The following is a 19,759-nucleotide window of genomic DNA, read 5'->3' as shown; positions in this document are numbered from 1 at the left end:
TTCAAGGAGTTCGACAATGCCTGTTTACGCCCAGCCCGGCCAGGACGGTTCGAAGGTCAGTTTCAAACCGAGGTACGAGAACTGGATCGGCGGTGAATGGGTCGCCCCGATCAAGGGCCAGTATTTCGAGAACATCTCTCCCGTGACGGGCAAGAGCTTCTGCGAGGTTGCGCGCGGCACTGCGGAAGACATCGAGCTCGCACTCGATGCGGCACACAAGGCCGCTCCCGCCTGGGGCAAGACCTCGGTCGCCGAGAGGGCCTCGGTCCTGAACCGCATCGCGGACCGTATCGAGGCGAACCTCGAAATGCTCGCGGTCGCGGAGACCTGGGACAACGGCAAGCCGGTGCGTGAAACCCTCGCCGCCGACATACCGCTCGCGGCCGACCACTTCCGGTATTTCGCCAGCGCCATCCGCGCGCAGGAAGGGCGCCTGTCACAGCTCGACGACGACATGACGGCCTACCACTACCACGAGCCGCTCGGCGTCGTCGGACAGATCATCCCCTGGAACTTCCCGATCCTCATGGCCACCTGGAAGCTGGCCCCCGCCATTGCCGCGGGGAACGCCGTCGTGCTGAAGCCGGCCGAGCAGACGCCGTCGTCCATCCTCGTCCTCATGGAGCTCCTCAGCGACATCCTGCCCGCGGGCGTCGTGAACGTCGTCAACGGGTTCGGTGTCGAGGCGGGCAAGCCGCTGGCCTCGAGCAAGCGCATCCGCAAGATTGCGTTCACCGGTGAGACGACCACGGGCCGCCTGATCAGTCAGTACGCGAGCCAGAACCTGATTCCTGTCACGCTGGAGCTCGGCGGCAAGAGCCCCAACATCTTCTTCTCGGACGTCGCGGACAGCAACGACTCGTTCTACGACAAGGCTCTCGAGGGCTTCGCGCTGTTCGCTTTCAACCAGGGCGAGGTCTGCACGTGCCCGTCCAGAGCCCTCGTGCAGGGCTCCATCTACGACTCGTTCATGTCCGACGCGATCGCCCGCGTGGGGAAGATGGTGCAGGGCAACCCGCTGGACACGGAGACGCAGGTGGGAGCCCAGGCGTCCAACGACCAGCTCGAGAAGATCCTGTCCTACATGGACATCGGCGCACAGGAGGGTGCGAAGGTCCTCATCGGAGGCGAGCGGAACGTGCTCGACGGCGACCTCGCCGAGGGCTACTACGTGAAACCCACGGTCTTCGAGGGCACCAACAGCATGCGGGTGTTCCAGGAGGAGATCTTCGGACCGGTCGTGTCCGTGACGCGCTTCGACGACTACGCCGAGGCCATGGAGATCGCCAATGACACGCTGTACGGCCTCGGTGCCGGAGTCTGGTCGAGGAACGGGAACGTGGCCTATCGTGCCGGCCGGGAGATCCAGGCGGGCAGGGTCTGGGTGAACAACTACCACGCCTACCCCGCCGGAGCAGCGTTCGGCGGCTACAAGTCCTCCGGCATCGGCCGGGAGAACCACTCCATGATGCTCGACCACTACCAGCAGACCAAGAACCTGCTGGTCAGCTACTCGGAATCCAAGCTCGGGTTCTTCTAGGAGATGCGATGACCGTCGAGGCCTCGGTGACCATCCCGGGGGAGGTCAGCTCCCGGGTGGCGCTGACGATGAGCGCCGTCGAACTGCTGGACAAACTGTGGCTCGTCCACGGGCCGCTGATGTTCCACCAGTCCGGCGGGTGTTGCGACGGCTCGTCGCCCATGTGCTATCCGGCGGGAGAGTTCCTCACCGCCGAGGCGGACATCCTCCTCGGCGTCTTCGACCTCACCGCCGAATCGGGGCCTGCGGACGGGGGCGGCGGCGGAGACGCCGCCGGCCCGGCGGACGGCGACGCACCCCGGCTCATCGAGTTCTGGATGTCGCGGGAGCAGTTCGAGTACTGGCGCCACACCCACCTCACCGTCGACGTGGTGCAGGGCCGGGGGAGCGGGTTCTCCGTCGAAGCTCCGGAGGGCAAGCGGTTCCTCATCCGCTCGAGGCTGATGGGCTAGGGACGGGGCCCGGGACCGTTTCCCGGGCCCCTTGCTCCGTCAGGAGTCATCCGGTGCCCGTGATCCTGGTGCTCCGGATCGACCGCCAGCACGATCCCGAGGAGATCGGTGAGGGCGTGGCCGAGCTTCGGATCCACGAGTTCGTAGCGCGAGCGTCTCCCCTCGGGAACGGACACGACGAGACCGCACCCGCGCAGGCACGAGAGGTGGTTGGACAGGCTCTGGCGGCTCACGCCCATGGCCTCGGCCAGTTCACTGGGATACGCCGGTGCGTCCCGCAGGGCCACCAGGACCCGCACGCGGGTCGGGTCCGACAGAGCCGTTCCCACACGCTCCAGCACCGAGGTCGAGGTCACGGTCGTCGAGGGCACGGTCGTCTGGGTCAGGATCGCCGGCATCAGTGGCTCAGCTCCGTCTCGTGGGGCACGTGGCCCAGCGGCTCGATCTGGAACGTGGAATGGTCGATGCTCACGTCGAAGTGCTGGCCGACGCATTCCTGGAGTTGGTCGAGGACGGCGTGGGCCGAGCCGTCCCGGTAGCAGCCGTCGTCGACGACGATGTGCGCCGTGAGGACGGGCAGGCCGGTGGCGATCTGGGTGATGTGCAGGTCATGGACGTCCCGGACCTGAGGGAGGCGGACGATGTGGGCGCGCACCTCCTCGAGGTCGATCCCGACGGGCGTGGACTCGAGGAGGACGTCGATCGTCTCGCGCAGCAGCGTCAGGGTGCGCGGGATGATGAGCGCACCGATGAGGAGGGCGACGACGGCGTCCGCGCGCATCCATCCGGTCAGGGTGATGACGACGGCGGCGGCGATGACGGCCACCGAACCCAGTGCGTCGTTGAGCACCTCGAGGAACGCGGCCCTCAGGTTGAAACTGGCGGCGCGGTGGCGTGCAAGCAGGACGAGGGCGGCGAGATTCCCGGCCAGGCCGACAGCGCCGAAGACGATCATCTCCGGTGCGGCCACGTCCTCGGGCGAGATCAGGCGGCGTACTCCCTCGATGACCACGTAGGTCCCCACCGCCAGCAGGAACGCTGCCTGGAGCAGTGCCGCGATGACCTCCGCGCGACGGAACCCCCACGAACGCCGAGGCGTGGCGGCGCGGACCGAGAGCGAGACGGCCCCGAGAGCCATCGCCAGGCCGGCCGCGTCGGTCAGGACGTGCACCGAATCGAAGAGCAGCGCCAGGCTGCCGGTCCACAGCGCCCCGATGACCTGCAGGACGAAGACGCAGAGCGTGATCACGAGCGCGCCGACCAACGGCCTGCGGCCGGCTGCCGCGCCGGGGGCGTGGTGGTGGTGCGAACCCATGAGGAGATAGTACAGCGGTGGATGAACACCGGCCCCCGCAGTGGACGTCGCTGGTACCGTGATGTTTGCGGCCACCGGGGGCTTCCGCCCCGAGGACGGTGCCGATGGAGCAGGGGGTTGCCATGGCCACGGATGATGCACCTCCGGTCCGCGACGATGCCTGGAGTATGCCGCCGGACGACGTCGCCGGGAAGCTGAGCGAACTCGCCCGGTCCCTCCAGCGGGAGGACAGCGAGGACGCTGTCCTGGAGCACCTGGTGCGGGCCGCGATTACCCTGGTTCCCGGCGCCGACGAGGGTTCGATCACCCTGGTGCTCGGGCGTCGCCGGGTCGAATCCCGTGCTGCGTCAGGGGCCCTCGCACGGACGATCGACGAACTGCAGGAACGCACCGGCGAAGGGCCCTGCATGAGCGCTGTCTATGAGGAACAGACCGTCCGCGTACCCGACATGCGCAACGAGGACCGGTGGCCCGAGTTCTCCGCCGGGGCGGCCGCAGCGGGCGCGGGCAGCATGCTCTCCTTCCAGCTCTTCGTCGAGGGGGACAACCTCGGCGCGCTGAACCTCATCGGCCGCTCGGCGCATGCCTTCAGCGAGGAGTCCGATTACGTGGGGCTGCTCGTCGCCTCCCACGCCGCCGTCGCCTTCGCCGACGCTCAGAAACTCCACCAGTTCAGGGATGCCGTCGCCACCCGGGATCTGATCGGCCAGGCGAAGGGCATCCTGATGGAGCGGTACGGCGTCACGGCAGGACAGGCGTTCATCATGCTCGTGCAGGTGTCCACGGAGACGAACGCCAAACTCCTGGCGGTGGCGGAGGAACTGGCCAGCACGGGCAGCCTTCCCCTGCGCCGCACCGGCCGGCGCTGACCGGATCGGTCGGTACCGGAGCCGGTCACCGACAGGATTCGATGCTGACCGGATCCTGTGGCCGCCGCGTCATCCTGGAATGCCGTGGCGCTGCAGCCAGAGCTCCAGCACGCCCAGCTGCCACAGCATGTTGTTTCCGCCGGGGCTGTAGTGCCCGTTCGGTTCATCCAGCAGGAGGTCCACGTAGTCCGTGCGGAAGAGCCCGCGGTCCTTCGCCTCGGGGGCCCGCAGGGCGTCGCGGACTGTCGAGAGGAGCGGCTCGGCGAGGTACTTGACCGGTGGGACCGGAAAGTAGCCCTTGGGCCGGTCGATCACCTCGGCCGGGATGACCCGGCGCGCGATGTCCTTGAGGATGCCCTTCCCGCCCTGTGTGGCCTTGAGCTCGGGAGGGCACTGTGCCGCGAGGTTGACGAGGTCCTGGTCGAGGAAGGGGACGCGGGCCTCGAGTCCCTACGCCATGGTCATGCTGTCCACGCGCTTCACGGGGTCATCGACCAGCAGCAGGTGCGTGTCGAGCCGCAGGACGGCATCGAGGGCGGTCTCCGCGCCGGGTGCGCCGAGGTGGGCCTCCAGCAGCGCCCTGCTGACCTCGGTGTCGATGTACCACTCCGGTTCGACGACGTCGGCGATCTCTTCGTGCGTGCGATCCAGGAACGCGCCCCGGAACGCATCGAGCGCCGCATCACGCGGGGCGGTGCCCGCGGGCTGGTGGTAGGCGTAGCCCGCGAAGACCTCGTCCGCCCCCTGGCCCGACTGCACCACCTTGATGTGCTCCGAGACGGTCTTGGACAGCAGGTAGAACCCCGTCACATCCTGTGTGCCCATCGGCTCGGTCATGGCGGCGATGACGTCCTCGATGGCCGGCACCAGCTCCCCGCTGTCGATGGAGATCCGGTGGTGCCGGATCCCGTACTTGTCGGCGATCAGGTCGGAGTAGCGGAACTCATCCCCTTCCTCACCGCCCGCACCGTCGAAGCCGATGCTGAAGGTGCTGAGTCCCTCCTGGCCGAGTTCCGCGAGGAGTGCGACGATCAGGCTCGAGTCGACGCCGCCCGAGAGGAGTACGCCGACGGGTACGTCCGACACGAGGCGGCGGCGGACGGCGGTGGTCAGGGACTCCCGGAGCGCATCCTGCCAGTCGGCCGTGCTCCAGTCCGCCTTGTCCGGGTCCCGGACGTAGTCGGGCTTCCAGTACACGCGATCGCGCCGGCTGCCGTCGGCGCGATGACCCGCACCGTCGCGGGGGACCTTCCGCACTCCGCGCAGAATGGTCCGAGGTGCAGGGACGATCGAGTGCCAGCTCAGTAGTGGTGGAGTCCCACCTCGTCGATCGAGGTGTCGATTCCTCCACCGGCCACGAGGGCGGGAAGGGTTGACGCGAAGCGCAGCCGTCCCGGCAGGTCCGCCACGTAGAGGGGTTTGATGCCGAGCCGGTCCCGGGCCATCACCACGCGCTCGCGGCGCTCGTCCACGATGGCGATGGCGAACATGCCCCCGAGGTGGTCCACGAAGTCCTCACCCCAGCGCTCGTAGGCACGCAGGACGACCTCCGTGTCACTCGTGGAGGAGAAGACTCGATCCCCGCCGAGCTCGGCCCTGAGCTCGGGGTAGTTGTAGATGCAGCCGTTGAACACGAGGGAGAGGCCGGAGGCGTCGTCGTACATCGGCTGTGCGCCGGCGTCGGAAAGATCGATGATGGTGAGCCTCCGGTGTCCCAGTGCGACCCACCCGTTGGTCCAGGTCCCATGGCCGTCCGGTCCCCGCGATTCCATCGCGGCGGTCATCTATCACCGGGAAGGACGGTCCTGGGCGGAAAGTTCCCTCTTGCGAACCGCCGGTACTGCCCTCCGGCTAGCGGTTGACGGCCGACATGTCCTCGTAGCGGTCCCCGACGGGAGCCGCGACGGCACCGAGCTGGGCGAGCTGGTCCTCCGTGAGGACCAGGGCGTCGGCCGCGACGTTCTCCTCGAGGTAGCGCACCTGCTTGGTGCCGGGGATCGGGGCGATATCGTCTCCCTGCGCCAGGAGCCAGGCCAGGGCGACCTGCCCGGGGGTGGCGTCGAGTTGGCGTGCGACGTCGTCCACCTGTTCAACGATCCGGATGTTCGCCTGCAGGTTCTCTCCGGCGAAACGGGGATTGTTGCGGCGGAAGTCCGTCTCGTCGAGCTGGTCGACCGAGCGGATGGTCCCGGTCAGGAATCCCCTGCCGAGCGGGGAGTAGGGCACGAAGCCGATACCGAGTTCGCGCACCAGCGGGAGGATCTCGGCTTCGGGATCCCTGCTCCACAGCGAGTACTCCGTCTGCAGTGCTGTCACCGGGTGGACCGCGTGCGCCCTGCGGATGGTCTCCGGCGCTGCCTCGGAGAGGCCGATGTGCCGGATCTTGCCCTCCTGGACCAGTCCGGCCAGGGCGCCCATGGTGTCCTCCACCGGCACGGATGGGTCCATGCGGTGCTGGTAGTAGAGGTCGATGGAATCGACCGCCAGGCGCTTGAGGGATCCTTCGACCGAGAGCCGCACGTTCTCCGGGCTGCCGTCCAGGCCCCGGGCATCGCCGGCCGTGTGGCGGATCGTCCCGAACTTCGTGGCGATCACGGCCTCGTCCCGCCTGCCCCGGAGGGCACGGCCCAACAGTTCCTCGTTCGTGTAGGGGCCGTAGATCTCCGCGGTGTCGAAGAAGGTGACCCCGAGATCGAGGGCCCGGTGGATGGTCCTCGTGGCGCCGGCGTCGTCCTTGCCGCTGCCCGTGTAGAACGCGGACATTCCCATGCAGCCCAGGCCGAGCCGGGAGACGTCGAGGCCGGAGCCGAGGGTGATGGTCTTCATGGGATGCCTCCGGAGTCGAGGGTAGGGTGCCTGGGCAAGAGTACGCCCGGCGGGAACGGAGCACGAGGGAATCCCGCCATCGCATTTGTTGCACGGTGTGCAACTTCGCATCTAGGCTTGGTCCGTGCTGAGTACCACCGACAATGCGGAGCCGCTGGGGCGCCGCGAGCAGAACAAGGCCGACACGCGCCGCGCGATCGCCGACGCGGCCTTCGACCTCGCACGGTCCGTCGGCCCGGGGGCCTTCACCGTCGACCAGATCGCAGGACGCGCCGGGGTCTCGCGCCGGACGTTCTTCAACTACTTCCACAGTGCGGAGGATGCGCTGACCGTCCGCACCGACACGTTCCTCGAGCTGGCGCTCGAGGTCTTCGGGCAGATGCCCTCCGATGAACCGCTGTTCGACTCCATCGTGCGCTCCTTCAGCGAGACGACGCGGATGGAGGGCCTGTCGCTGCACGGCGAACTCTTCCGCATGGCGGACACGAATCCCGACCTCCTGCGCGCCCAGCTCCATTCGTGGGAGCGGGCCGAGACCCGGATCGTCGGGGCACTGCGCCGCCGGCTCGGGGCCGCCGCGCCGGATCTCTACCTCTCGGCCCTCGTAGGGTGCGTGCTGTCCTGCACGAAGGCCGCGATGCGGGACTGGGCGGCGAGTACGCCGGAGTCGGGCGACGACTCCGGCAAGCAGCTCGAGGCGCGTATCCTCGCTTCCCTGGCCATGCTGCGGGACGGCTTCGCTGATCCCGTCGCCGATTCCGTCGCCGTCCCCGGCGGCCCTCCTGCCGGTTCCTGACCCTTCCGCTTCCCGACTCCCCGCAAGGATTCCTCATGGCTTTTCTGCTCTACCGGCTCGGCTCGTTCGCCTTCCGCAGGCGATGGTGGGTCATTTCCGCCTGGCTCGCGATCATGCTCGCGGTGGGGGGCGCCGCCGTCGCCTTCTCCGGCACCCTGACGAACAACTTCACGATTCCCGGCACCGAGTCGCAGCGCATCTCCGACCGGTTGCGTGAGGAACTGCCCGAGGCCGTGGGCGGCACGGGTACGGTCGTCTTCACCACCGACGACGGGACCGCGTTCTCGCCGGAGCAGCGCGAGGGAGTCCAGGCCGCGCTGACAGCCATCTCGGGGCTCGACGGGGTCCGGGGCGTCATCGATCCGTTCGACGTGGCGGACCAGATGGCGGCCGGGGCCAAGGACCTCGAGTCAGGACGCGCCGAGCTGGAGGCGGGCGAGCAGCAGCTGAGCGCGGGCGAGGAGCAGCTCGAGCAGGGGCAGGCCAAGCTCGACCAGCAGCGCGCCCAGTTCGAGCAGGCCCGCCGCCTGCTTCGCCCGGCGCGGGTCGCGGCCATCGAGCAGCAGCTCGAGCAGGGGCAGGCCCAGCTCGACGCCAGCCGGACGGAACTCGACGCCGGACGTGAGCGGCTCGAGGCGAGCAGGACCCAGCTCGACCTCGGGCAGCGGCAGGTGGACGCCACCTCCGGTGTGCGCCTCCTGTCCGAGGACGGCTCCACCGCCGTCGCCAGCGTCCAGTTCGACCAGCAGATCAACAGCGTCTCGCCCGAACTGCGGGAGAGCGTGCAGGAGCAGGCCGCAGAGGCCGAGTCCGCAGGAGTGACCGTCGACTACAGCAAGGAGATCGTCGAGGACGTTTCCGGCATCGTCGGCGCCACGGAGGCCCTCGGCCTGGCCGTCGCCGCCGCCGTCCTCATCGTCATGCTCGGTACGCTGATCGCTGCCGGCCTGCCGCTCCTCATGGCCGTGGTGGGCGTCGGAGTGGGCGTAGGTATCACGTTCGCACTCTCGGGCGTCGTCGAGCTGAATAGCATCTCGCCGGTCCTCGCCCTGATGCTCGGCCTCGCCGTCGGCATCGACTACTCACTGTTCATCGTGAACCGCCACCGGACGCAGCTGCTGCACGGCATGGAGATGCAGGAGTCGATCGCCCGCGCGACCGGAACGGCAGGCAACGCCGTCCTCTTCGCGGGCATCACGGTGATCGTTGCGCTGGCGGCGCTCGCGGTCCCCGGGCTGCCGTTCCTGACCGTGATGGGCCTGTCGGCTGCCGGTACGGTCGCCGTCTCGGTGCTCGTGGCGCTGACCCTGACGCCGGCACTCCTCGCCCTGATGGGGCGGCGGATCATCTCGAAGCGCCGCTGGGACAAGGCACGCGGCCACAAGCATTCGGCGGCGGTGCCCGTGGACAGCGACAGTGGGACGTCCCTCGCGGACCAGCGGGCGGCGAACGGCTCCGGCTGGGGCGGACTCGTGACCCGGAAGCCCGTTCTGACGGTCCTCGCCGGTGTGGTCCTGCTGGGGGTCATCGCGATCCCGGCTGCGCAACTGCGCGTAGGGCTGCCCGACGGCGGCACGGAGCCCGCCGACTCGACGGCGTTCCAGGCCTACAGCACCATCGGTGAGAAGTTCGGAGCAGGAACCAACGGGCCGCTGATCGTCGTCGGGTCCCTGCCCGAGACGGCCGACGAGGCGGAGCTGACGGCCCTGCAGCTGGACGTCAACGACCTGCTGCGCAAGGTCCCCGGCGTGGCCGCCTCCGTGCCCGCGACGGTGAGCGAGGACGGCCGCACGGCGATCTTCCAGGTCATCCCGGAGGAGGGTCCGGCCAGCGAGCCCACGGAGAACCTCGTCCGCGACCTGCGGAACTCGACCGACGAATTCGAGGACCAGACCGGCGTCCACATCGCCGTCACCGGCCAGACCGCCGCCAACATCGACGTCTCGGCCAAACTCATGGAGGCGCTGCCGGTCTACCTCGGCATCGTCGTCGGGCTGTCGCTGATCCTGCTGCTGCTGGTCTTCCGCTCGATCCTCGTGCCCGTCATCGCGACCGCCGGCTTCCTGCTCTCGCTCCTCGCGAGCTTCGGCGCCACGGTCGCCATCTACCAGTGGGGCTGGCTGGGCGACTTCTTCGGCATCACCAATCCGGGGCCGATCCTGAGCTTCCTCCCGATCATCCTGATCGGTGTGCTCTTCGGGCTCGCCATGGACTACCAGATGTTCCTGGTGTCCGGCATGCGCGAGGCGTACGTCCATGGCGGCGACTCCAAGGCGGCGGTGCGCGTCGGCTTCAGCCACGGGGCGCGCGTGGTCACGGCCGCGGCCATCATCATGGTCTCCGTCTTCGCGGGCTTCGTCTTCTCGCACCTCGCCATGGTGCGTCCCATTGGCTTCGGACTCGCCTTCGGGGTGCTGCTGGACGCGTTCGTGGTCCGTATGACGCTGGTCCCGGCCGCGATGTACCTCCTGGGCAGGCATGCATGGTGGCTGCCCGCATGGCTCGGACGGATCCTCCCCGACGTCGACGTCGAGGGCGCGAGGCTCCTGCGCGAGGAGAAGGAGCGGGAGCCGGTCCCGGTGTAGGGCGGTTACGGGGCCCGGGTGGGCTACGCGCCGAGGTAGCGCCCGGGCCGGTGGTTGAGGGCCAGCACGAGGTTGAGCAGCACGGCGCCGATCGCGGACAGCAGGACGGTCGCCGGCTCGACGACGGTGAAGGCGGCGAGGATGATGCCCGTGTCCAGTGCCATCTGCACGTACCCGGCTCGCCAGTTCAGTCGTTCCTGCAGGATCAGCGCGAGGATGTTGAAACCGCCGAGGCTCGCCTTGTGCCGGAAGAGGATGAGGAGTCCGACCCCGGCCAGCAGGTTGCCGCCGAGGGCGGCGTAGAGCGGGTCGAGGGTCAGCCCGCCGAGCGCCAGCGGGTGCAGGTAGGACAGGCCCGAGACGAGGGCGACCGCCGCCATGGTGCGAAGGGTGAAGTCCCAGCCCTTCTTCCACACCGCCAGGGCGAAGAAGGGCACGTTCACGGCGAAGAACAGGACGCTGAAGGGGAGTCCTCCCGCGTAGCTCAGCAGCAGGGCGAGGCCGGCCGTACCGCCGGTGACCGCGCCGCTCGTCTTGAGCAGGAACAGGCCGAGGGACACCGTGAACGTGCCCGTGACCATCCCGAGGACGTCCTCCAGCACGGAGTGCCGGACGATCAGGTCTGCGTCGTCGAGTTCGGGGCGGTGCGTGGTGGTGTCCATGGCCGCAAGGTATCACCGGCCCTTTCCGCGGGACCAATGCATCCCCCCGGATGTGAAGGAAAGCACAGCCGGCGCCTTCCGGCGCAGGACGGTGTCGTCCGGAGTCAGGCGGTACCGGACTGCTCCGCAGCCCGCCAGGCCTCCACCTCGGCCAGCAGTGCCGCACGGCGTCCGTCATCGAGGAACGCGGACCGGAACGAGTTCCCGGCAAGCGTGGCGAGCTGGTCCGCGTCCAGCCCGAAGGCCTTCCCCAGCGCTGTGAAGTTGTCGTCCACGTAGCCGCCGAAGTAGGCAGGATCGTCCGAGTTCACGGACACGTTCAGGCCGCGGGCCAGCATCTCCGGCAGAGGATGGTCCGGCAGGGTGTCGATGGCGCGGAGCCGGACGTTCGAGAGCGGACAGACGGTCAGCGGTACGCGGTCGAGGACGAGCCGCTCCACGAGGGTGTCGTCCTCCATGCAGCGGATGCCGTGGTCCAGCCGGTCCACCCGCAGGACGTCGAGCGCCTCCCAGATGTAGGCGGGAGGGCCCTCCTCGCCAGCGTGCGCGATGCATTTCAGGCCGGCGCTGCGGGCACTCTCGTACACCTCGGAGAAGAGCGACGGCGGGTATCCCACCTCCGCCGAATCGAGACCGATACCGATGATGGGGGCGTCCATGGCGAGAAGGTCCTGCAGCACTCCGAGCGCCTCCGCGGCCGGACGGTCGCGGAGGAACGCGGCGATGAGCGCCGTGCTGACGCCGAACTCGGTCTCGCTCGTGGCGAGGGCCCCCGCCACTCCGTTCACGCACGTCTCGAGGGCGACGCCGCGGGCGAGGTGCGCCTGCGGGTCCATCATGATCTCGGCGTGGCGCACGCCGGCGGCGGATGCGCGGCGGAGGTACGCCCGCGTCATGTCCGCGAAGTCCTCTTCCGTGCGCAGCACGTCCATGTTCGCGTAGTAGAGATCGAGGAAGGACTGAAGGTCCGTGAAGGCGTAGCGGGCCGCGAGGTCCGCGGTGTCGGCGTAGGGGAGGTCGATCCCGTTGCGGGCGGCGAGCGCGAAGATGAGATCGGGCTCGAGGGTCCCCTCGATGTGCAGGTGGAGTTCGGCGCAGGGCAATGACGGCATCGCCCCAGCCTAGGAGAGCGCACCGCCACGTGGCGAACCGCCGGGCCCGGCGGGCGGACGCGGAAGGGCGGACCCGTGCGGGTCCGCCCTTCGTTCGTGCGGTGTTCGTGCAGTTCCTGCAGTGGTTCCTGCCGGCCGGTGCGGTTCCCCTAGTAGAGGGCTGCTTCCGACTCGGTGGCCGGCGTGACGCCGCGCCCGAGGTTTGCGGCAAGCTTCGCGCCGAGTTCGGCATCCACGTTGGCCCAGTACTGGACGGCCCGGGCACGGATTTCGTCGCTCTTCACGCCGCCGACCGCGCCGGTGATCGTCTCGAGGAAGCGGGCACGCTGGGCGTCGTCGAACACCTCGCGGTACAGCGTTCCGGCCTGGCCGAAGTCGTCATCCTCCGGGTGGAGGGAGTGCGCCGCCCGGACGAGGTCGCCGTCGTTCTCCCAGCCGCCGTGCGCACCGTACTGTGCGGGATCCGCGGCGGGTCCGCCCACCGAGTTCGGGGCGTACACCGGGGTGGAAGCGGAGTTGAAGTGGTAGCGGCCGGAGCCGTCCTTCGAGTAGTTCCGCACCTCGTTCTTCGGCATGTTCACCGGCAGCTGCGCGTGGTTGGTACCCACGCGGTAGCGGTGGGCGTCCGCGTAGGAGAAGATGCGGGCCTGCAGCATGCGGTCGGGGCTCGCGGCGATGCCGGGCACGAAGTTCGACGGCGCGAAGGTGGCCTGCTCGATCTGCGCGAAGTAGTTCTCCGGGTTGCGGTTGAGCGTGAGCCGGCCGACCGGGATCAGGGGGTAGTCGGCCTGCGGCCAGACCTTCGTGAGGTCGAACGGGTTGAAGCGGTACGTCTTCGCATCGTCGTAGGGCATGATCTGGACCTTGAGGTCCCAGCTCGGGTGGTTGCCCCTGGCGATGTTCTCGGACAGGTCGCGCAGGTGGTGATCGGCGTCCGAACCGGCCAGGGACTCGGCCTCGTCGACGGTGAGGACCTCGTGGCCCTGGTTGGACTTGAAGTGGTACTTTACCCAGAACTTCTCGTTGGACTCGTTGATCCACATGTACGTGTGCGAGCCGTAACCGTTCATGGTGCGCCAGGAGTTGGGCAGGCCGCGGTCGCCCATCAGCCAGGTCACCTGGTGCGCCGATTCGGGGCTCAGGGTCCAGAAGTCCCACTGCATGTCGGCGTCGCGCAGGTTGGTGCCGGGGAGGCGCTTCTGCGAGTGGATGAAGTCGGGGAACTTGATGCCGTCGCGGATGAAGAACACCGGGGTGTTGTTGCCCACGAGGTCGTAGTTGCCTTCGGAGGTGTAGAACTTGAGCGCGAAGCCGCGGGGGTCGCGCCACGTGTCGGGCGAACCCTGCTCGCCGGCCACGGAGGAGAAGCGGAGGAGGGTCTCCGTCGTCGTACCCTGCTGGAAGAGCGCCGCGCGGGTGTACATGCTGACGTCCTCGGTGGTCTCGAAAACACCGAAGGCTCCGCCGCCCTTGGCGTGGACCACGCGCTCGGGGACGCGCTCGCGGTTGAACTGGGCGAGCTTCTCGACGAGGTAGTGGTCGGTCAGCGGGATCGCGCCGTCGCGCCCGAGGACGGACGAGTTGCTGTCATCGATGACGGGGGCGCCGGACTGCGTGGTGCTGAAGTTCGCGGACATAGTGCTCCTATTCGTGGGATTCGGATGGGTGGGGGCTGGGAGCTGCCGAGCGGCAGTCGTCGCAGAGGCCCTGGTAGAGGACCTCGGCGATCTGGATGGTCATGCGGTGCGCGCCGGGCGACCACTCGGGAGTCAGGCAGGGGGCGTGTCCCACGGCGCAGTCGACGTCCTCGATCCGGCCGCAGCCGGTGCAGACGGCGTGGTGGTGGTTGTCGCCCACACGGGTCTCGTACCGGGCGGGGGAGTGCGGCGTGTCGATGCGGCGCAGGAGGCCGAGGTCGGTGAGGTCGGCCAGGATCACGTAGACCGACTGCACGGTGATGTGCGGCAGGGCGGCGCGGACCGCGGCCGCGGCGTCGTCGGCGGTGGCATGGGGCGACTGCTCGACGGCGGCGAGGACGGCGAGGCGCTGGCGCGTCACCCTCCGATGGGAGGAGTGCAGTGCCGCCGACCACCGGGCCTCCGGGGCGCTGGCTGTCTTCGTCATGCCCCGAGTCAATCAGTAAATCTGAGTAAGTCATAATAAGGCGCGACTAACTTGCGCACCACGCGGCCCATCCGGTCGGTACCGTGGAGAGTGTGAATCTCCTCGAGCGGGGCTGGGCCTGGATGCTGGACTACGCCTATGTCGGTTTCTGGCAGGTGCACGGCTTCGTCCTTCGGGAGGACCCGGCACGGTATCTGACGCCGGCGCCGGGAGCGCCCGAGGGCAAGGCCCCCGTGCTGCTGATCCCTGGCATCTACGAGACATGGCAGTTCATGCGGCCGATCGCCGACCACCTGCATCGGGCCGGCCATCCGGTCCACGTGGTGCAGAAGCTGGGCTACAACCGCGGCACCGTAGAAGCCATGGCCCTGCTGGCCGCCGGCTACATCGAGGAGCACGACCTCACCGATGTCGTCGTAGTCGCGCACAGCAAGGGCGGACTGATCGGCAAGTTCCTCATGACCATGTCCAGCATTGCTCCACGCATCACCCGCCTGGTGGCGATCAATACGCCGTTCTCCGGCTCCATCTACGCCAACTTCTTCCTCCTGCCGAGCATCCGTGCCTTCTCCCCCCGGGACCGGACCCTGCGGGCGCTGCTCGCCAACCTCGACATCAATGCGCACATCACCTCGATCTACGGCCGGTTCGATCCGCATATCCCGGGCGGCAGTTTCGTGGAGGGTGCACGCAACATCCAGCTCGACACGATGGGCCACTTCCGCCCCATCGCCGACACGCGTGTGCTGCAGGAAGTCGACCGCGCCATCGAGGCGGGGGAGCGCGACGCCGCCTGAGCCGCCGTTTGGTTGCTGGTGCGAACCAATGCCCGGCTAGACTCTTCCCGTGCCCAGACTCCTCGCCGACATCACCCCGCTGAGGGAGTCCCCGGCATTCCGCCGGCTCTACATCGGTACGGCACTCTCCGCCATCGGTACGCAGCTCACCATCGTTGCCGTGAGCCTGCAGATCTACGCGCTCACGCAGTCGACCTTCAGCGTCGGGCTGCTCAGTCTCTTCGCCCTGGTGCCGCTCGTCGTCGCGGGCCTATACGGTGGTGCGGTCGCGGATGCGCAGGATCGCCGCAGGGTGGCGCTCTTCTCGGGCCTGGCGCTGTGGGGCACCACCATGGCCATCGCGGCCCAGGCCTGGATCGGCGCAGACAGCGTCTGGCTGCTGTACATCCTGATCGCCATCCAGTCGGGAGCCGCCGGCATCAACCAGCCCACGCGCAGCTCGATCATCCCGCGCCTCGTCCGCCCGGCACTGCTGCCCGCGGCGAATGCGCTGAGCATGATCACCTTCGGGCTCGCATTCACCGTCGGCCCGCTGCTCGCCGGTGTCCTCGTGGCACAGGTGGGCTACGCCTGGACGTACACGGTCGACGTCGTCACCTTCACGTTCGCGCTGTGGGCCGTCTTCCGCCTCCCGCCCCTGCCACCCGAGGGCCCGACCCGGCGGGCGGGCCTCGCCACGGTACTCGAGGGCTTCCGCTTCCTCGGCACGCGGCCGAACATCCGCATGACCTTCATCCTCGACCTCATCGCCATGATCACCTCCCAGCCGCGTGCACTGCTGCCCGCCGTCGGCGCAGTGCTCATCGGCGGGGGCGAGCGGACCGTGGGCATCCTGCTCGCCTCGGCCGCCTTCGGGTCGGTGCTGGCCGGCCTGTTCTCGGGACCGCTGGGCCGCGTGCACAAGCAGGGCCAGGCCGTCATCTGGTCCATCGTCGGGTGGGGTGCCTCCGTGGCCGGCTTCGGGCTGGTCGTCGTCCTTGCGACCTCGTCCGCCCTGCCGGCACCCGGCGAGGGGGAACTGTCCGCCTGGGTGCTGCCCGCATCCGCATGCCTCGTCCTCGCGGGCGTCGCAGACTCCATCAGCAGCGTCTTCCGCAACACCATCCTGCAGTCGGCGACGCCGGACGCGATGCGCGGACGCCTCCAGGGCGTCTTCATCGTCGTCGTCGCGGGTGGTCCCCGGCTCGGGGACATGGTGGCCGGCGGGCAGGCGGCGTGGCTGGGGGAGGGCTGGACCGCCGTCGTCGGCGGCCTCTGCTGCGTGGTGCTGGTGCTCGCTCTGGCCCGCTGGCAGCCGCGCTTCGCCCGGTACGACTCCCGCCGGCCGGAGCCCTGACCGCCGCTTTTCCCAGCCGCCCTTTTCCCAGCCGCCGTGCAGCGCGCCGCCGTACGATGATCGGAACACCCCGCTCCGACCCGCCGTTGTACCGATGGGCCACCGGGCCGCTACAGCCAAGGAGTGACAGTGCACAACCATTTCAACGGGGCCAAGACGGCGTTGTTGTTCGGCGCCCTCATGGGCATCTTCCTCGTCTTCGGCGCAGTGATCGCCGGCGCCACGGGCAGTTCGTCCTTCATCTGGATCTTCGCCCTCTTCGGCGTCGGGTCGATCGCCTACAGCTACTGGAACAGCGACAAGATCGCCATCCGCAGCATGGGTGCCGTCGAGGTCACCGAGCAGCAGGCGCCCGCCATGTACCGGATCGTCAGGGAGCTGAGCGCGCGCGCCGGCAAGCCGATGCCGAGGCTCTACATCTCACCGACTCTGGCGCCGAACGCCTTCGCAACCGGCCGTAATCCGGAGAACTCAGCGGTGTGCTGCACGCAGGGCATCCTGCAGCTGCTCGACGAGCGCGAACTGCGTGGCGTCCTCGGACACGAGCTCATGCACGTGTACAACCGTGACATCCTCACCGGGTCCATCGCGGCCGCCGTCGCAGGTGTCATCACCTCGGTCGCGCAGATGTTCGCCTTCACCGGCATGATGGGCGGCAACCGGAACCAGGGCGGCAACGCCATCGGTGCGCTGCTCCTCGCCATCCTCGCCCCGCTCGCCGCGGGCCTCGTCCAGACGGCCATCGGCCGCACCCGCGAGTACGACGCCGACGAGGACGGCGCGGTCCTGACCGACGATCCCCTGGCGCTCGCCTCGGCCCTCCGGAAGCTGGAGACCGGCACCCAGCGTGCTCCGCTCCCGCAGGACCAGCGCCTCGTGAACACCTCGCACCTCATGATCGCCAACCCGTTCAGGGGCGGGGGGATGGGCCGGCTGTTCGCCACCCACCCGCCGATGGGCGAGCGCATCGCGCGCCTCGAGGGCATGGCGGGCCGTCCGCTGCGCTGACGGCGTCCCCCGGCAGCCGGATGCCTGGGATCGTGCCTCCGCTCAGGTGACGGTTCTCCACGGCTCGTTCGGGGACGGTGCAACTCCGGTCCGGAAGGTCGCCGCATGGGCCAGCTGTCGTCCCCGGAGATACCCGCCGGTCGTGCACGCCAGAACCGCGAGGACGGCGCCCGCCCGGCTGAGTCCGGCCGTGTCGTTCCCCGACCCCCAGTCCCGGATCCCGGACAGCACCGCCCGAGGAAGGATCCTCCGCACGTACGAGCGCTCCGATCGGAGAGCCCGCTTGTGCCCCACGAGGTGGCTCACCTGCGCCTTGGACAACCCTTCTGACCAGGCGCGCGCCAGCATGTAGTTCAGGGTCCCCCTGGTCGCGGGTACATGGTGGTTCACCACCGCCGCAGGGTCATAGACGATCCGGGCCCCGGGCAGGGCCAGGCTCGCACGGATACAGATCTCCGTCTCCTCGCAGCCGAGCGGCTTGACTGCCTGCCGGCCGAGCTCGTGATTGAAGCCGCCGACGTGCTCCAGCACCTCGCGGCGGAAGGACATGTTCGCACCGATCAGGTTCCGGACCTCGGTGGCCACGCGGGGCATACCCCGGTGGCTGCATCCGACGATCCAGTCGAGTTCCTCGCCGAAATGGGCGGGGCGGGCCGTCTCCCATACGGGGTCGACGCGCCCTCCGACGGCGAGTACGTCAGGATCGTCGTAGAAGGCGGACAGGCGCTCCAGCCAGTCCGGTGCTGCTTCGGCGTCGTCGTCGAGGAAGGCGATGATCTCCGCGGTTGCGACGCTTGATCCGGTGTTACGAGCACCGGCGAGTCCCGGTTGGCCACTGCTCTCGACCAGCACCACGTCCTGGAAGTCCATGATGAGGCGCTTGTACAGGTCCTCGTTGTGGTCGACGACGACGATGATCTGTTCCGGGGCGAGCGACTGGACCCGGACGGAATCGACGACCTTGGCCAGAAGGCTCAGACGCTTCTCCGTGTATGTGCAGATGACAACTGAAACGGTGGGTAATTCACTGGCCATGGAGCTCTCCTACCTCATGTGGCACTGCAAGAACTGGCACTGCAAGGACGCTGTGCGGATCGGTTGGTGTGCGGGGGAAACGGACACTCGGGTAGCTGTACTTGACGCGTCGGAGGGCTTCCGGGCGGGCTCCTGCTGTCGGAGCATCCCAAAAGCTGCACTCACGGGCGAGGGTGCGGAGTACGCGCCATCCGTCGCGGAAGGTCTGGAGGTTCGAGTTCCCGGATATCCGGTTGAGTTCCAGGCTCGGCACCTCCGCGATACGGAGGCCCGCGCGAGCGGCCCTGACGATCAATTCGGTCTCGATCTCGAATCCATCCGATTCGAGTTCGAGGACAGCGAGGCACTCTTTGCGCAGTGCGATATAGCCGTAGCAGAGGTCCGAGTAATTGCCGCCCAGAACTACGTCGGCCAATTCGGTGAGCGCACAATTGCCGGCGTCGCGCAGCGGGGTGAGGTCCTCGGAACCGCCCCCGGTGATGTATCGCGAGCCCTTGACGAAATCGAAGTCGTGCTGGAGCGGGGAGATGAACCAGCCGATCTCCTGTGGGTCCATGCTTCCATCAGCATCGAGCATGACGATGATGTCCCCGGAGCTTGCCGCCAATCCGGCCCGGACAGCGGTCCCCTTCCCCGCGCGGGGTTCGGCCACCACGACGACGTCGGCCCGGAGCGCCCGGGCGATCTCTCCAGTGAAATCGACCGAACGGCCGTCGACTATGACGACCTCGTCCACGTAGGCGGGCATCCGACGAAGCACCCACGGAAGATTCTTCGCTTCGTTGAGCGTGGGGATGACGACGCTGACCGACGCTCGCGGAGCCTGCATGTCCCCGCTCCGGAGCGTGCGGGAATCAGGAACGCTGACTGACAAGGTTTTCACCGTCTTACGGATGGGATGGGCGTGGCGGCCCGCGGCAGCTGATTAGAGCCAGGAGGGGTCCCCAACAGACCTGGTCGACGGCGGTTCCTCCGCCCCCGATGCGACCGAAGCCGTCCCGAGAGCCCGTCCTCCGAGCCGAACCTTCGAATTCCCGGTGAACAGAATGGAAATTCGAAGATACTGCTTGGTGAAATTCAGCTTAAACCCCCATGGTGGAGGTGTCGCGGGCCGGCCATACCCGAATTACCCGGAATCTGATACCCGCGCTATTCGACCGATACTTGGGTTGCTGGCCCAGCGACTAGGTGGCGGGCCCCGCGGTACTCGTGTGCCGCGGGTCACTACTTGCCGTGGCGGAGCGGGCGACGTGCCGATGGCGTCGATCGTCGCTCCCCGACCTGTTCACCCCGGCGAGGGCG

At 68.4% G+C, this 19,759-nt stretch carries 18 protein-coding genes and 1 pseudogene; 8 read left to right on the top strand and 11 right to left on the bottom strand.

The features are described from left to right. Positions 1-16 precede the first annotated feature (16 nt). Both exaC and ACX80J_RS02090 read left to right on the top strand, forming a co-directional pair. A complete protein-coding gene (gene exaC / locus ACX80J_RS02095; RefSeq protein ID WP_459346666.1) occupies positions 17-1,540 on the top strand; it encodes an acetaldehyde dehydrogenase ExaC in 1,524 nt (507 codons plus the stop codon). An 8-nt stretch (positions 1,541-1,548) separates the two neighbouring features. Then, on the top strand, positions 1,549-1,992 hold the full coding sequence (locus ACX80J_RS02090) for a DUF779 domain-containing protein (RefSeq protein ID WP_459346665.1): 444 nt from the start codon (positions 1,549-1,551) through the stop codon (positions 1,990-1,992). Here ACX80J_RS02090 and ACX80J_RS02085 read toward each other — a convergent pair. Both ACX80J_RS02085 and ACX80J_RS02080 read right to left on the bottom strand, forming a co-directional pair. After that, the gene (locus ACX80J_RS02085) at positions 1,989-2,390 is read right to left on the bottom strand and encodes an ArsR/SmtB family transcription factor (protein ID WP_459346664.1); all 402 of its coding nucleotides are present in this window, start codon (positions 2,388-2,390) and stop codon (positions 1,989-1,991) included. The genes ACX80J_RS02090 and ACX80J_RS02085 overlap by 4 nt on opposite strands. Then, the gene (locus ACX80J_RS02080; protein ID WP_459346663.1) at positions 2,390-3,307 is read right to left on the bottom strand and encodes a cation diffusion facilitator family transporter; all 918 of its coding nucleotides are present in this window, start codon (positions 3,305-3,307) and stop codon (positions 2,390-2,392) included. The genes ACX80J_RS02085 and ACX80J_RS02080 overlap by 1 nt, the downstream gene beginning before the upstream one ends. 122 nt (positions 3,308-3,429) lie before the next feature. On the opposite strand from ACX80J_RS02080, the gene ACX80J_RS02075 reads away from it, so the two are divergent. Next, complete coding sequence (locus ACX80J_RS02075; protein WP_459346662.1) at positions 3,430-4,176, top strand: GAF and ANTAR domain-containing protein; 747 nt, start codon at positions 3,430-3,432, stop codon at positions 4,174-4,176. Between the two features lie 69 nt (positions 4,177-4,245). On the opposite strand, the pseudogene ACX80J_RS02070 reads toward ACX80J_RS02075, so the two are convergent. The 3 genes and pseudogenes from ACX80J_RS02070 to ACX80J_RS02060 form a co-directional block, all read right to left on the bottom strand. Next, a pseudogene (locus ACX80J_RS02070) lies at positions 4,246-5,262 on the bottom strand (asparagine synthase-related protein). Positions 5,263-5,477: 215 nt separating this feature from the next. Continuing rightward, positions 5,478-5,960: a hypothetical protein gene (locus ACX80J_RS02065; protein ID WP_459346661.1), complete on the bottom strand. Its 483-nt coding sequence runs from the start codon at positions 5,958-5,960 to the stop codon at positions 5,478-5,480. A gap of 67 nt (positions 5,961-6,027) precedes the next feature. Beyond that, positions 6,028-7,002, bottom strand: a complete 975-nt coding sequence (locus ACX80J_RS02060) for an aldo/keto reductase (RefSeq protein ID WP_459346660.1) — start codon at positions 7,000-7,002, stop codon at positions 6,028-6,030. 124 nt (positions 7,003-7,126) lie between these two features. Between ACX80J_RS02060 and ACX80J_RS02055 the strand changes: the two genes are divergently transcribed. After that, positions 7,127-7,798 (top strand): TetR/AcrR family transcriptional regulator, encoded by a 672-nt coding sequence (locus ACX80J_RS02055; RefSeq protein WP_459345488.1) that lies wholly within the window; start codon positions 7,127-7,129, stop codon positions 7,796-7,798. Between the two features lie 35 nt (positions 7,799-7,833). Then, positions 7,834-10,383 carry an MMPL family transporter gene (locus ACX80J_RS02050; protein ID WP_459346659.1) on the top strand — a complete coding sequence of 850 codons (2,550 nt, stop codon included), beginning with the start codon at positions 7,834-7,836 and terminating at the stop codon, positions 10,381-10,383. A gap of 23 nt (positions 10,384-10,406) precedes the next feature. Here ACX80J_RS02050 and ACX80J_RS02045 read toward each other — a convergent pair whose 3' ends face one another. From ACX80J_RS02045 to ACX80J_RS02030, 4 genes are all read right to left on the bottom strand, one after another. Further along, positions 10,407-11,045, bottom strand: coding sequence for a YitT family protein (locus tag ACX80J_RS02045; protein WP_459346658.1), 639 nt, complete (start codon positions 11,043-11,045; stop codon positions 10,407-10,409). A gap of 104 nt (positions 11,046-11,149) precedes the next feature. Next, positions 11,150-12,157 carry an adenosine deaminase gene (locus ACX80J_RS02040; protein ID WP_459345485.1) on the bottom strand — a complete coding sequence of 336 codons (1,008 nt, stop codon included), beginning with the start codon at positions 12,155-12,157 and terminating at the stop codon, positions 11,150-11,152. Between the two features lie 149 nt (positions 12,158-12,306). After that, a complete protein-coding gene (locus ACX80J_RS02035; protein ID WP_459345484.1) occupies positions 12,307-13,794 on the bottom strand; it encodes a catalase in 1,488 nt (495 codons plus the stop codon). Positions 13,795-13,801: 7 nt separating this feature from the next. Further along, the gene (locus tag ACX80J_RS02030) at positions 13,802-14,281 is read right to left on the bottom strand and encodes a Fur family transcriptional regulator (protein ID WP_459346657.1); all 480 of its coding nucleotides are present in this window, start codon (positions 14,279-14,281) and stop codon (positions 13,802-13,804) included. Positions 14,282-14,373: 92 nt separating this feature from the next. Between ACX80J_RS02030 and ACX80J_RS02025 the strand changes: the two genes are divergently transcribed. The 3 genes from ACX80J_RS02025 (at position 14,374) to htpX (ending at position 17,422) form a co-directional block, all read left to right on the top strand. Beyond that, positions 14,374-15,078 carry an esterase/lipase family protein gene (locus ACX80J_RS02025; protein ID WP_459346656.1) on the top strand — a complete coding sequence of 235 codons (705 nt, stop codon included), beginning with the start codon at positions 14,374-14,376 and terminating at the stop codon, positions 15,076-15,078. Positions 15,079-15,127: 49 nt separating this feature from the next. Then, a complete protein-coding gene (locus ACX80J_RS02020) occupies positions 15,128-16,414 on the top strand; it encodes an MFS transporter (protein WP_459345481.1) in 1,287 nt (428 codons plus the stop codon). 129 nt (positions 16,415-16,543) lie between these two features. After that, on the top strand, positions 16,544-17,422 hold the full coding sequence (gene htpX / locus ACX80J_RS02015) for a zinc metalloprotease HtpX (protein ID WP_459345480.1): 879 nt from the start codon (positions 16,544-16,546) through the stop codon (positions 17,420-17,422). Positions 17,423-17,464: 42 nt separating this feature from the next. Here htpX and ACX80J_RS02010 read toward each other — a convergent pair whose 3' ends face one another. Further along, on the bottom strand, positions 17,465-18,457 hold the full coding sequence (locus ACX80J_RS02010; protein WP_459346655.1) for a glycosyltransferase family 2 protein: 993 nt from the start codon (positions 18,455-18,457) through the stop codon (positions 17,465-17,467). Further along, positions 18,447-19,286, bottom strand: coding sequence for a glycosyltransferase family 2 protein (locus tag ACX80J_RS02005; RefSeq protein WP_459346654.1), 840 nt, complete (start codon positions 19,284-19,286; stop codon positions 18,447-18,449). The genes ACX80J_RS02010 and ACX80J_RS02005 overlap by 11 nt, the downstream gene beginning before the upstream one ends. Positions 19,287-19,759: the final 473 nt, after the last annotated feature.

The sequence above is a fragment of the Arthrobacter rhamnosi genome, assembly GCF_054510975.1.
The sequence above is the reverse complement of the archived record's forward strand: the minus strand, read 5'-3'. Positions and strand labels throughout refer to the sequence as shown.

What these genes read in the sequence shown, in the direction of transcription:
- exaC (WP_459346666.1), top strand. Translation starts at nt 17, where the DNA reads ATGCCTGTTTACGCCCAGCCCGGCCAGGACGGTTCGAAGGTCAGTTTC.
- ACX80J_RS02090 (WP_459346665.1), top strand. Translation starts at nt 1,549, where the DNA reads ATGACCGTCGAGGCCTCGGTGACCATCCCGGGGGAGGTCAGCTCCCGG.
- ACX80J_RS02085 (WP_459346664.1), bottom strand. Translation starts at nt 2,390, where the DNA reads ATGCCGGCGATCCTGACCCAGACGACCGTGCCCTCGACGACCGTGACC.
- ACX80J_RS02080 (WP_459346663.1), bottom strand. Translation starts at nt 3,307, where the DNA reads ATGGGTTCGCACCACCACCACGCCCCCGGCGCGGCAGCCGGCCGCAGG.
- ACX80J_RS02075 (WP_459346662.1), top strand. Translation starts at nt 3,430, where the DNA reads ATGGCCACGGATGATGCACCTCCGGTCCGCGACGATGCCTGGAGTATG.
- ACX80J_RS02065 (WP_459346661.1), bottom strand. Translation starts at nt 5,960, where the DNA reads ATGACCGCCGCGATGGAATCGCGGGGACCGGACGGCCATGGGACCTGG.
- ACX80J_RS02060 (WP_459346660.1), bottom strand. Translation starts at nt 7,002, where the DNA reads ATGAAGACCATCACCCTCGGCTCCGGCCTCGACGTCTCCCGGCTCGGC.
- ACX80J_RS02050 (WP_459346659.1), top strand. Translation starts at nt 7,834, where the DNA reads ATGGCTTTTCTGCTCTACCGGCTCGGCTCGTTCGCCTTCCGCAGGCGA.
- ACX80J_RS02045 (WP_459346658.1), bottom strand. Translation starts at nt 11,045, where the DNA reads ATGGACACCACCACGCACCGCCCCGAACTCGACGACGCAGACCTGATC.
- ACX80J_RS02040 (WP_459345485.1), bottom strand. Translation starts at nt 12,157, where the DNA reads ATGCCGTCATTGCCCTGCGCCGAACTCCACCTGCACATCGAGGGGACC.
- ACX80J_RS02035 (WP_459345484.1), bottom strand. Translation starts at nt 13,794, where the DNA reads ATGTCCGCGAACTTCAGCACCACGCAGTCCGGCGCCCCCGTCATCGAT.
- ACX80J_RS02030 (WP_459346657.1), bottom strand. Translation starts at nt 14,281, where the DNA reads ATGACGAAGACAGCCAGCGCCCCGGAGGCCCGGTGGTCGGCGGCACTG.
- ACX80J_RS02010 (WP_459346655.1), bottom strand. Translation starts at nt 18,457, where the DNA reads ATGGCCAGTGAATTACCCACCGTTTCAGTTGTCATCTGCACATACACG.
- ACX80J_RS02005 (WP_459346654.1), bottom strand. Translation starts at nt 19,286, where the DNA reads ATGCAGGCTCCGCGAGCGTCGGTCAGCGTCGTCATCCCCACGCTCAAC.